Below are 12,948 nucleotides of genomic sequence, written 5' to 3' on the forward strand. Positions count from 1 at the left end.
TAGACTCTAGTACATGAAACTGAATATAGCCCTTTTAGCCGGAGATGGAATAGGCCCCGAAGTTATTGATCAAGCTGTAAAAGTATCGAACGCGATTGCTAAAAAATTCAACCACGAAATAAGTTGGTCTCCTGCCTTGACAGGTGCAGCGGCCATAGATGCCGTTGGAGAGCCCTACCCAGATGAAACACATGAGGTATGTGCCAGTGCGGATGCCGTTTTGTTCGGTGCCATTGGCCACCCCCGTTTTGACAACGATCCGTCAGCAAAAGTGCGTCCAGAGCAAGGCTTATTAAAAATGCGTCAAAAATTGGGTCTTTTCGCCAATGTTAGACCAACATTTACATTTCCGTCGCTTATCGATAAGTCTCCCCTGAAGCGCGAGCGAATCGAGGGAACCGATTTAATCATTCTTAGAGAGCTTACCGGAGGTATTTATTTCGGGGAGCGCGGAAGAAAAGACGATGGCAACACCGCTTTTGATACCATGACCTACCAACGTTTTGAAATAGAACGATTGGCAAAAAAAGGGTTTGAAATGGCGTTAAAACGTTCTAAAAAATTGTGTTGTGTGGACAAAGCAAATGTTTTAGAGTCTTCACGTCTATGGCGCGAGACCGTTCAAGCAATGGAAAAAGACTATCCCGAAGTAGAAGTTTCGTATGAGTTCATCGATGCGGTAGCCATGCGTTTGGTACAATGGCCCAAAGACTATGATGTAATCATTACCGCCAATCTTTTTGGTGATATTCTGACCGATGAAGCTTCTGTAATTGCAGGATCAATGGGATTAATGCCTTCTTCTTCCGTAGGAAGTAAAGTATCATTATACGAGCCCATTCACGGTTCTTATCCACAAGCAGCAGGTAAGGATATAGCCAACCCATTGGCCACTGTATTATCGGCAGCTATGCTATTTGAAGATATGGATTTGAATGCCGAGGCCCAAGCGATTCGCGATGTAGTAAACAAATCATTAGCTGAAGGTATTGTTACCGAAGATTTGGCCGAAGGCGGAAAAGCTTATAAAACCAGTGAAGTTGGTGATTGGTTGGCAAAGAATATTTAAGCCATTAACTTAGAATATATAAAAACCCCGAAACGCGTTTACACGAGTTTCGGGGTTTTACCTTTGAGTTAGTAATTTTATTATCTGCCACTAAGAGCAATTTTTCCTCTTTTAACACTACGGTTTTTCCTCATTACAATTACAGAAACCGACATCACTACACCTAACCCTGCCAGTACGGCACCTACAAGTCCTGCTGAAGTATAGCCATAACCTAATGTAATCGGCAACCCGGCAAGATAAGCCCCTGAGGCATTACCCATGTTGAATGCACTTTGATTCATAGAGGAAGCCAACATTTCAGATCCTTTCGAGGTATTGATAATGGCCATTTGAATAGGTGTGGCAACACTAAAGGAAACCATTCCTATAATAAAAGTCAATATTAATATGGCATTCGGATCAGAAGCAACGAAAGCATTGACCAGTAGCATTACGACCATTCCCGAAAGGCTTATGGCAACAGCTTTTAACGGGTTAAACCATTCCGCCATTTTGGCGCCAATAAAGTTACCCAATACCATACCCAAGCCCGCAATGATCATGGCATAGCCTACCACATTATCAGCATGTCCTGCCACCTTGGTAATTAAAGGGGCAATATAGCTGTACCAAGCAAAGAATCCACCAGTACCAATTGTAGTCAACAAAATAAGTATCCAAAGTTCCATGTTTTTAAGTCCCTGATTACCCTCTACGTGTGTTTTTGGCGGTTCAGGTTCAAAGCGGGGCATCCAAAAATAGATACTGGCCATAGTAATAAGACCGACCGCGCCGACCATTAAAAATGAAATATTCCATCCATAATGGTGACCTAAATATGTTCCAAGTGGTACACCAATTACATTGGCTACCGTTAAGCCGGCAAACATGGTGGCAATTGCCTGGGCAGCTTTCCCCGGTTTGGAAAGCTTTCCGGCTACGACCGCTCCAATTCCAAAAAAGGCACCATGAGGCAAACCTGACAAAAATCTATAAAAAAGTAAACTACCATAACTATCCGCAAAAGCGGACAAAGTATTAAAGATGGTAAACCAGACCATTAAATAAAGTAGCACTTTCTCCGCCGACCATTTGCCCGCGATTTGGGTAAATAAAGGCGCACCGACTACAACGCCCAAAGCGTAGGCCGCAATAAAGTGTCCTGCTTGGGGAATGCTTATTTGGAGTCCAGAAGCAACATCGGGCAATATACCCATGATGACAAACTCGGTAAGTCCTATGCCGAACCCTCCAAGGGCCAAGGCGATCAGGGCTTTTTTGTTTGATGTTTTTAGTTTCATAACTAACATTTTTAAGGTTAAACTTTCAAAAAAGAGTTGGGGCTCTTTAAATTCAAAAACGATTATATTTATCTGGGCAAAGTTAAAACAGACTTTTTCGATTATGATATGTGCTATTATCCAATATCTATTGGATATTACCCTGTATTATTCTTAAATACTGTTAAGAAAGGTAAATTGCTATAGAAAATGAACAACAGGGTGAATAACCCCATCAACTATCGAGAATGATAGCATTGATAGGCATTATCAAAAAGATACAGATACTTGCATTTCTATTCGGCATATGGTAAAATGCAACATCTATATGGGTTTATTTAACCTGGCCTTTTACTAGCCATAGAAAAAGGTATCGCCACGAATTAGCATTAAAAAATATCAATAGAAAACTTCCGGATTCATCTTAGAGAAAAATAAGCAACTTAACTCTATGTTGCAGACGTACATTCAAATACACCGTATAGCCCGAAATAAAAAGGCACATAAGGTCTTTTAAAACTTTATGTGCCTCCTAATCTGTATTATTAAAGTTTACAAAATATAATCCGTGCTTATAAAGTTAGACAGCTTTGCATCGAGCAAATGCTCAATTGTTTCATTGTTCAGATCATTGTCTTTAAAGGCAACAAACGTACGTATGGAAAATGAGCGCAAAGCATCGTGCACACTTAATGTAGATTGCGCAGAGTCTTTTCTTCCAGTAAAGGGATATACATCAGGACCCCGTTGACATGAACTGTTTAGATTAACGCGACAAACTAAATTGACCAATGTATCGATCAGTGGGGAAAGCGCATAAACATCTTTCCCGAACAGACTTACCTGTTGTCCGTAATTGCTTTCTGCCATATCATCTAAAGGTTCTTCAATATCACTGAAGGAAACAATAGGAATAACCGGACCAAATTGTTCTTCTTGATACACCCGCATATCTTTAGACACCGGGTACAGCACTGCAGGCCAAATATAGTTATCCGTCTGTTGTCCCCCCTTCTTATTTTTTATTTGCGCCCCTTTGGCCAGCGCATCATCAATAAGTTCTTGAATATAGGCCGGTTTCCCAGGCTCCGGTAAAGGCGTTAGTTTCGCACCGGTATCCCAAGGGTTTCCAAATTTGAGCTCATCTACTTTTTGGGAAAACCGTTTGATAAATTTCTCTTTAATATCCTCGTGAACATAAAGTACCTTCAGAGCCGTACAACGTTGCCCATTAAAGGAAAGAGTACCAGCAATGCATTCATCAATAGTCAAGTCTAAATCGGCATCTGGTAATATGATGGCAGGGTTCTTTGCCTCCAAGCCTAAAACCAATCGCAATCTATTGCTCTTCGGGTGTTGCTCTTGCAAGGCATTGGCCGATTTGCTATTTCCTATCAAGGCCAATACATCAACTTTTCCCGTTTGCATAATCGGTGCAGCCACTGCCCTACCCCTTCCAAAAATAATATTCACAACCCCTTTAGGAAAACTGCTTTGAAAGGCCTCCAAAAGTGGCGTAATCAATAGAACACCATGTTTTGCTGGTTTAAAAACAGTTGTATTCCCCATAATAATAGCAGGAATCAACAAGGCAAAGGTCTCATTCAAGGGATAATTATAGGGACCAAGACATAAAACCACCCCTAAAGGACCTCTTTTAACATGTGCATAGACACCATCATGTTTTTCAAACTTGGCCGAATTTCGGTCTAATTGCTTGTAATCTTCTATGGTATCACAAATATATTCTACCGTACGATCAAATTCCTTCTGTGAGTCGGGCAGTGATTTACCAATCTCCCACATGAGCAATTTCACGATTAGTTCGCGTTTATCCTTCATCTTCTTTACAAAGACTTCCATGCATTCAATACGATCTTTAACATGCATGGTAGGCCACACGCCTTTTCCTTTGTCAAATGCCCCCAAAGCTCCGTTCAAGGCATCTATAGCCTCAGGTTCCCCCATATCGGGAATGCTTCCCAAACGTGTCTTTGCGTAGGATTCCGATGAGGAAATGGTAGAAAAGACATCAGTGGAATTTCCTTTCCAATCTTTCAATTCACCATTGACTAAATATTTCTTTTGTTCTATAGTATCCGTAATCTGAAATTCAACTGGTATTGCTGTATTCGAGTCTCCCATTTTAGCTATAAGTTAGTTTAAAACTGTTTTAGTTGATGCTACATCAACGCAGTTTGTAATTCATTAAAATTTCAAGTAATGGCCTTTCTAATTTCACTCTTGAAAACCATCACCTATTTTATTTAAAAGTGCATATCAAAAATAAGGCATAAAATAACGAATTGCACAATTCAAAACGGTCTTTTGAATACCTATCCGATTTTAGACATTATCCATAAATAAACCCCTATGCTTTAGTAATAGCAATCGAACGAATACTTTTTACACCAAGTATTGGAACAAATCCGGTTTATCGTTTAGATAATCCCCAAAAAATCCTTTTGATTTCATTCGTTGTATCAAGGGCTGCAAATCATCGGGACTTTTCAATTCGATTCCCACTATAGCCGGTGCGTTTTCCTTGCTCGATTTCTTAGAGTATTCAAAATGGGTGATATCATCATCAGGACCTAAAATTTCAGCAACAAATTGCTTTAGCGCTCCTGGGCGTTGTGGAAAACGAACGATGAAATAATGTTTCAATTTGGCATAGAGCAACGCTCGTTCCTTTATTTCAGGGGTGCGTGTAATGTCATTATTGCTACCGCTGAGAATACAAACAACATTCTTACCCTTTATTTCTTCGGCAAACCTATCTAGAACGGCAATAGTGAGTGCTCCAGCAGGCTCTACAACAATCGCATCACGATTGTACAAATCTAGAATAGTCTGACAAACTTTACCTTCCGCGACCGTTACCATATCGTAAAGATTCTTGCTGCAAATCGAGAAAGCAAGGTCTCCTACTTTTTTAACGGCCGCCCCATCAACAAACTTGTCAATTTGGTTAAGTTCGGTATTGACACCCATTTTCATGGAAGTTACCATTGCAGGTGCACCTTCGGGTTCTACACCTATAATTTTGGTTTGAGGCGATAAAGCCTTGAAGACTCCACAAAGTCCGGAAGCCAACCCACCACCTCCAACGGCGACAAAAAGATAATCGATTGTTTCTTTTTCTTGTTCCACAATTTCAAGTCCCACAGTAGCTTGACCTTCAATGGTCTTAGGGTCGTCAAATGGATGTACAAAAGTTTTACCATGTGCTTTACAAAACTGGTTCGCGGCATTGGAGGCATCATCGTAAGTATCTCCTTCTAAGACAATCTGTACATTTTCACCCCCGAACATTTGGGTCTGTTCTATTTTTTGCTTCGGTGTTACCGAGGGCATGAAAACGGTGCCCTGTATGCCAAGGTGATTGCAAGCAAATGCAACTCCTTGGGCGTGGTTACCCGCACTGGCACATACCACGCCACGATCCATTTCTTCTTTGGATAACGAACTAATTTTATTAAAGGCACCACGAATTTTGTAAGAACGAACACGGTGTAAATCTTCCCGCTTTAATAATATGTTAGCACCATAAAGCTTGGAAAGACGAATACTTGAAACAAGGGGAGTAACCTCGGCAACCTGACGTATCGTTTCCGCCGCCTTTCGGATATCGGCTATCTGTGGGAAGTAAGGTATATCTTCCAAACCTTTGCCTTTGGGAGTTAAAGCATCATTCGGATTCATAGAAGAATGTATATCGATTCGTAATACCGGTTAAAAAATCGTACCGGATGTTAACAATGAAAAAAACCTGTCAGGTTTTACTGTTGAAATAAATTCCGCACAATGAAACTTGACAGGCTAAAAAACACCTTTCAAGAGAAAGGTATTTAGATAAATATATTACACTATGGGTTTCATAGCAGTCATTGACTCTCGTAATCTTGTACCAACAACTTCCACAGCGTGATCTCGCAATGCTTTATTGACGGTAATCAATTTCGCATTGTCTACACCATTATCTTTACCGGCCCCGAAAGGTTTACCAATAACATCAGTATCGATTTTTTTCATGAAATCGGCCAATAAAGGCTTACAAGCATGATCGAATAGATAACAGCCGTACTCAGCCGTATCGGAAATGACCCTATTCATTTCGAATAATTTCTTTCTTGCGATGGTATTTGCAATCAATGGAGTTTCGTGCAATGATTCATAGTAGGCAGATTCACCAATAATACCTGATTCGGTCATTGATTCATAAGCCAACTCCACTCCCGCTCTTACCATGGCGACCATTAATACGCCGTTGTCATAGAATTCCTGTTCAGAAATTTTCTCGTTACCGGCAGGTGTCTTTTCAAAAGCCGTTTCTCCGGTGGCTGCTCTCCAGCTCAACAAATTCTTATCATCATTGGCCCAATCTTCCATCATCGTTTTAGAAAAATGACCACTCATGATATCATCCATATGTTTATGGAAAAGAGGACGCATAATATCCTTTAATTCTTCGGATAATTCAAATGCTTTAATTTTCGCTGGGTTTGACAAGCGGTCCATCATGTTGGTGATACCACCATATTTCAATCCTTCGGTAATGGTCTCCCATCCGTATTGAATCAATTTGGATGCATAACCTGCATCGATTCCCTTTTCGATCATCTTATCAAAACAAAGAATAGAACCTGTCTGTAACAAACCACAGAGAATAGTTTGCTCACCCATTAAATCAGACTTTACCTCTGCAACAAAAGAAGACTCCAATACACCAGCTCTATGTCCGCCTGTTCCGGCCGCATAAGCTTTTGCTTGCTCTAATCCCTTACCCTCAGGATCGTTCTCTGGGTGTACGGCAATCAAAGTTGGCACACCAAAACCCCTTTTATATTCTTCACGTACTTCTGACCCAGGACTCTTAGGAGCGACCATAATCACAGTAAGATCTTTTCTTACTTGAGTACCTTCTTCTACAATATTAAAACCATGCGAATACGACAAAGTAGCACCTTGCTTCATTAATGGCATTACCGCGTTAACAACGGCCGTATGCTGTTTGTCAGGAGTAAGATTAATTACCAAATCGGCACTTGGCACTAATTCTTGGTAAGTACCAACGGTAAATCCGTTCTCGGTAGCATTTTTGTAAGATTGTCGTTGTTCTTTAATTGCAGCTTCCCGCAAGGTATACGAAATATCCAAGCCTGAATCACGCATGTTCAAACCTTGGTTCAAGCCCTGAGCACCACAACCAACGATTACTATTTTTTTTCCTTTCAATGCAGATACACCATCTGAAAATTCACTGGATTCCATAAACCTACATTTACCCAGCTGTGTCAATTGATCTCGTAATGATAGTGTATTAAAGTAATTTGCCATTTTGTGTTCTCTTTTTTATTCGTTTTAAATTATTTATCTTGATAAAATTCGTTTAATAAGGCGCTTATTCGCATCTCCGATTTTGTAACCGCGATACGCCCAGAGCGTACAAACTGCATAATACCAAAGGGTTTCAGTTGATCATGCATTTCATCTATCTCATTGCGGCGACCAGACTTGGCCAACACAAAGAAATCTCGGGCAACAGTAACAATCTGAGCCGCACTATCTTTGATAATATTTTGAATCTGTCGCTCATCGAACAACAAATCCGATGAAATCTTGAACAATGCAGATTCTTGATAAATCGTCTCATCATCCGTATGATAATACGCTTTAATCACTTCAATCTGCTTTTCTATTTGCCCCACGATATTACGCGTCCATTTCTCGGTGGTATTGACAACAATAGTAAATTTAGAAACTCCTTCAATTTCTGATTTGGAAACATTTAGACTCTCTATATTGATATGACGCTTCAAGAATATTCCTGATATTCTATTCAATAATCCGACATTATTTTCGGAATATACCGAAATGGTAAACCATTGTTTTTTCATCCGCTCTTTAAAAAATCCTCTTCGCAAAGAAAAGGAATTGATTTAATATTATTTAACAAACACTTTAAAACCTTCTTACTGCCATGATAATCCCTGTGGACCAATTCATTTTTGTAATACTAAAATCTTTTCTACCTGCCAGATAATCGATTAGGCCATCCACCTTTTTTTGGTGTCCATCCGGCCAATTGGGTTGGGCGCACATATCATCTATTATATAGAAACCTCCTACCTTAACAAGGTCTAATATTCTCTCGATACCACTATATTTACCGGGCCATGCATCTGCAAAAATCAAATCAAAACCAAGGCCATTGTACTTATTGATCCAATCTGCTCCATCTTTACAAATAATTTCAACTCTTTCGTCATTTCCGAAATAGGTACGTGCTATATGAATCAGTGTTGAATCGTTGTCAACCGTAGTCAATACAGCATCTTTGTCCATTCCATCAATCATCCAACAAAGACTTAACCCTATTCCCGTACCCAACTCTAGAATGTGGGCACCAGGCTTAGAAGAAATCAATGTTTTTAACAATGACCCAACATGCAAATCGGAAGGCATCGAAAAGCCGATTTCCTCAGATTTTCTTTGGATTTCTTCATGAATATCGGGTCTGTCTAAAATATTTGAGTCATTCATTTCTCTCATTTGTCAGTAGACAAAACAAAGAATCTTTATTTTACAAAAGATTTCACTTGTATCATGTTATGTGAATTATTTCAATCGAATATCGGAAACCGACGCCCCAGAAGGAACCATAGGAAATACATTGTCTTCCTGCTCAACCGATACTTCCAAGAAATAGGCATCTTTTGACGCTATCATCTCTGCAATGGTTGCTTTGAGCTCCGATCGTTGGCTAACTTTTTTCGCCTTGATGTGATAGCCTTCTGCAATCTTAACAAAATCTGGATTGGTCATTACGGTGGATGCATAGCGTCTGTCAAAAAATAATTCTTGCCACTGACGCACCATACCCAAATGTTCATTGTTCAATACCACAATTTTCACAGGTGTCTTGTTTTGAAAAATGGTCCCCAATTCCTGTATGGTCATTTGATAACCCCCATCGCCGATTATCGCTACTACTTCACGATCCATAGCGCCCATTTTAGCTCCAATGGCCGCTGGCAGGGCAAAGCCCATTGTACCCAACCCACCAGAGGTGACGTTACTCTTGCTTTGTTTGAACTTGGCGTATCGACATGCAATCATTTGATGTTGCCCTACATCTGAAACGATAATCGCTTTTTGGCCAGATGCGATGTTAATCTCTTCAATAACCTCACCCATGGTCAACCCTTCTTTCGTCGGATGGATATCGTTTTTGATAACCACATCAAACTCCTCTTGGTACTTTTTCTTGAACTCGTTATGCCAGGCCTCGTGCTTGTTCTCATTCACCAAGGGAAGCAATAACTCCAAAGTTTCTCTCGAATTTCCTAAAACGGCAACATCAGCCTCTACATTCTTGTTGATCTCGGCTGGATCTATTTCAAAATGAATAACTTTTGCTTGTTTCGCATACGTATCCAAACTACCCGTTACCCGATCGTCAAAACGCATACCGATGGCAATTAATAAGTCACATTCGTTGGTCAAAACATTGGGGCCGTAATTACCATGCATCCCTACCATGCCTACATTAAGCGGATGGTCCGTATCCATAGCCGAAAGACCTAATATCGTCCACGCAGCGGGAATTCCCGTCTTTTCGACCAATGCTTTTAATTGTGCTTCGGCCTCACCTAAAATAACGCCCTGACCAAAAACGATATATGGTTTTTTGGCAGTATTTATCAAAGCAGCTGCGGCCTCAATAGCCTTTAAATCCGGTTTTGGAACGGGATTATAACTACGAACGCCTGTACATTTCTCATAACTAAATTCAAATTCATCAATTTGGGCATTTTTGGTAATATCAACCAAAACAGGACCAGGCCGGCCAGATCTGGCAATATAAAAAGCCTTTGCCATTATTTCGGGGATCTCAGATGCCCTCGTAATTTGATAGTTCCATTTGGTAACAGGGGTAGAAATTCCAATGATATCTGTTTCCTGAAATGCATCCGAACCCAACAAATGTCTTGCTACTTGACCCGTGATACAAACCATTGGGGTTGAATCTATTTGTGCATCGGCTAACCCGGTCACCAAGTTTGTAGCCCCCGGACCAGATGTCGCCATTGCCACTCCAACCTTTCCTGTAACACGTGCAAAACCTTGGGCAGCATGTGTTGCCCCTTGTTCGTGCCGGGTAAGAATATGTGTCAATCGGTCTTGAAACTTATACAACTCATCGTAAACAGGCATAATCGCCCCACCAGGATAACCATAAATCAAATCGGCACCTTCCGCCAATAAACAATGGATTATCGCCTCTGCTCCACTTATTTTTATAATGGCTTTTTTTGCCGTCTCTGTCTTTTTTTCCTTTACTGTTTCCATAATCTTACCACCCAAATCTCATCAAATCCGAAATTTCTATAGGTCAATTAAATTAGACTCCAAAATTTGTATCCGCCTTCAAGCGGTATATTTACTAAAATTCATCAGTAACACATCCCTGCGCGGCCGATGATACAGAACGTGCATATTTATACAATACACCTTTCTTAAATTTCAACTCTGGCTCGACCCATGATTCCTTACGTTTTGCAAGCTCTTCATCGGAAACGGCCACATTTATTGTATTTGTCTCGGCATCAATTGTAATGATGTCTCCGTCTTCCACCAAGGCAATAGTACCTCCATCCTGGGCTTCGGGGGAGATATGCCCCACAACAAAACCATGGGTGCCTCCAGAAAAACGACCATCCGTAATCAGTGCGACTTCTTTACCTAAACCTGCTCCCATTATTGCAGCGGTAGGTTTCAGCATCTCCGGCATTCCCGGCCCACCTTTTGGCCCTTCGTATCGAATAACGACCACATCTCCCTTTTTAACCAAACCGGTACGTATACCGTCATTGGCATCATATTCACTGTTAAATACTTTCGCTGTTCCTTTAAACAACAAACCTTCTTTACCGGTAATCTTGGCCACAGAACCATTCTCTGCTAAATTTCCGTAAAGCATGCGTAGATGTCCTGTAGCTTTTATGGGGTTTTCCAATGAGTGAACTACATCTTGACCTTCTTGTAAACTAGGTACATTAGCTAAATTTTCAGCGAGTGTTTTTCCAGTGACCGTAAGACAATCGCCATGCAACAATCCTTTTTCCAATAAATATTTTAATACCGCAGGAGTACCACCAATACGATGCACATCTTCCATTAAGTACTTTCCACTAGGCTTTAAATCCGCAATAAAAGGCGTGGTATCACTTATATGTTGAAAATCTTGCAAGGTAAAATCGATATCGGCAGCTCGTGCAATAGCCAAAAAGTGTAGCACTGCATTTGTAGAGCCTCCCATGATGATAACCAGACGAATTCCATTTTCTAGAGATTTTCTAGTTACAATATCCAATGGTTTAATATCATTCTCCAGCAGGTAAAACATTTGTTTTCCTGCCGCAATACACTCTTGTTTTTTATCATCGCTGATGGCAGGATTCGAAGAATTGTAAGGCAAGGCCATTCCTAAGGCTTCGATAGCGGAAGCCATTGTATTAGCCGTATACATACCTCCACAAGCGCCAGCTCCTGGAATTGATTTTTTGATAATACAACCAAACTCATCCTCGTCCATGGTTCCCGCTACTTTCTCTCCCCACGCTTCAAAAGCAGAAACAATATCTAACTTTCTATGGTTGTGACAACCCGAGGCAATGGTACCACCGTAAACCAAAATAGATGGACGATTCAAACGTAACATCGCCATTAACGCACCCGGCATATTTTTATCGCAGCCCACCACAGTAACCAGACCATCATAAGACATGCCCTGAACAACCGTTTCCATAGAATCTGCGATTATATCACGAGATGGCAATGAAAAACGCATTCCTGGTGTTCCCATAGAAATCCCGTCACTGACCCCAATAGTATTAAAAATCAAGCCTACGGACTCGTTCGAATTTACGCCAGCTTTTACTTCTTTGGCCAAATCGTTCAAGTGCATGTTACAAGGGTTACCCTCGTAACCGGTACTTGCGATTCCGACCAACGGTTTCATAAAATCTTCATCCTTAAATCCTATTCCATAAAGCATAGCCTGAGCGGCCGGTTGCGTAGGGTCTTGAGTAACGTTTTTACTGTATTTATTAAGTTCCATTAAAGAGAGTCTTGGTATTTTTAAATTTTATTATGCATAATCATTAGGTCAAAGATAAATGTTTATAAATCCTTATAACCTTTACATTTAACACCAATTTAAATCCAATTATAAAAATATTTGATTAAACTATTGAATATCAATATAATAAGGTAGTTTTTTTATCATATTCAATAGGTTTCCAAGCGTGATATTAAGCACAAATTAATGGTCGGACAATATGTTTTCATTGTTGGGATTAGCTACCGGCATTTCATTCCCATGTTCTTTTTTTTACTTAATTTAGAACAGTTCGACAGGTAGTAGCACGGATGGGCAGAAAAAGCGTAATTATAAAATCAAGTATTTCGGGGATTCTTTTCGTCGCTCTTTTATCATTGTTTTTGACTAAAAACAATTCGGAGCCCTATGAAAGAATTCAACAATTGAACTCGAACTGCCCTCCTGGATTTAAACGCAACCAAAACAATGAATGTATTGCCCAAAATTTA

General features: G+C 40.3%; 9 protein-coding genes. 1 reads left to right on the forward strand and 8 read right to left on the reverse strand.

Annotation, left to right across the window (positions count from 1 at the left end):
* The first annotated feature begins 13 nt into the window (after positions 1 to 13).
* The gene (leuB, locus tag BLS33_RS08180) at positions 14 to 1,069 is read left to right on the forward strand and encodes a 3-isopropylmalate dehydrogenase (RefSeq protein WP_089887291.1); all 1,056 of its coding nucleotides are present in this window, start codon (positions 14 to 16) and stop codon (positions 1,067 to 1,069) included.
* Between the two features lie 80 nt (positions 1,070 to 1,149).
* On the opposite strand, the gene BLS33_RS08185 is transcribed toward leuB, so the two are convergent.
* The 8 genes from BLS33_RS08185 to ilvD form a co-directional block, all read right to left on the reverse strand.
* Positions 1,150 to 2,352 (reverse strand): MFS transporter, encoded by a 1,203-nt coding sequence (locus BLS33_RS08185; protein ID WP_089887293.1) that lies wholly within the window; start codon positions 2,350 to 2,352, stop codon positions 1,150 to 1,152.
* 531 nt (positions 2,353 to 2,883) lie between these two features.
* On the reverse strand, positions 2,884 to 4,476 hold the full coding sequence (locus BLS33_RS08190) for an NADP-dependent glyceraldehyde-3-phosphate dehydrogenase (RefSeq protein ID WP_089887295.1): 1,593 nt from the start codon (positions 4,474 to 4,476) through the stop codon (positions 2,884 to 2,886).
* A 261-nt stretch (positions 4,477 to 4,737) separates the two neighbouring features.
* A complete protein-coding gene (ilvA, locus tag BLS33_RS08195) occupies positions 4,738 to 6,036 on the reverse strand; it encodes a threonine ammonia-lyase (RefSeq protein WP_089887297.1) in 1,299 nt (432 codons plus the stop codon).
* Between the two features lie 159 nt (positions 6,037 to 6,195).
* Entirely contained in the window at positions 6,196 to 7,671 is a 1,476-nt protein-coding gene (ilvC, locus tag BLS33_RS08200) for a ketol-acid reductoisomerase (RefSeq protein ID WP_089887299.1), read from the reverse strand.
* Positions 7,672 to 7,700: 29 nt separating this feature from the next.
* Positions 7,701 to 8,231: an acetolactate synthase small subunit gene (gene ilvN, locus BLS33_RS08205; protein ID WP_089887301.1), complete on the reverse strand. Its 531-nt coding sequence runs from the start codon at positions 8,229 to 8,231 to the stop codon at positions 7,701 to 7,703.
* A gap of 64 nt (positions 8,232 to 8,295) precedes the next feature.
* Positions 8,296 to 8,877, reverse strand: a complete 582-nt coding sequence (locus BLS33_RS08210; protein ID WP_089888143.1) for an O-methyltransferase — start codon at positions 8,875 to 8,877, stop codon at positions 8,296 to 8,298.
* 75 nt (positions 8,878 to 8,952) lie between these two features.
* Entirely contained in the window at positions 8,953 to 10,686 is a 1,734-nt protein-coding gene (ilvB, locus tag BLS33_RS08215; RefSeq protein ID WP_089887303.1) for a biosynthetic-type acetolactate synthase large subunit, read from the reverse strand.
* Positions 10,687 to 10,780: 94 nt separating this feature from the next.
* A complete protein-coding gene (gene ilvD / locus BLS33_RS08220; protein WP_089887306.1) occupies positions 10,781 to 12,457 on the reverse strand; it encodes a dihydroxy-acid dehydratase in 1,677 nt (558 codons plus the stop codon).
* Between the last annotated feature and the right edge of the window lie 491 nt (positions 12,458 to 12,948).

It is taken from the genome of Kriegella aquimaris (assembly GCF_900103215.1).
Taxonomy (GTDB): Bacteria; Bacteroidota; Bacteroidia; order Flavobacteriales; family Flavobacteriaceae; genus Kriegella; species Kriegella aquimaris.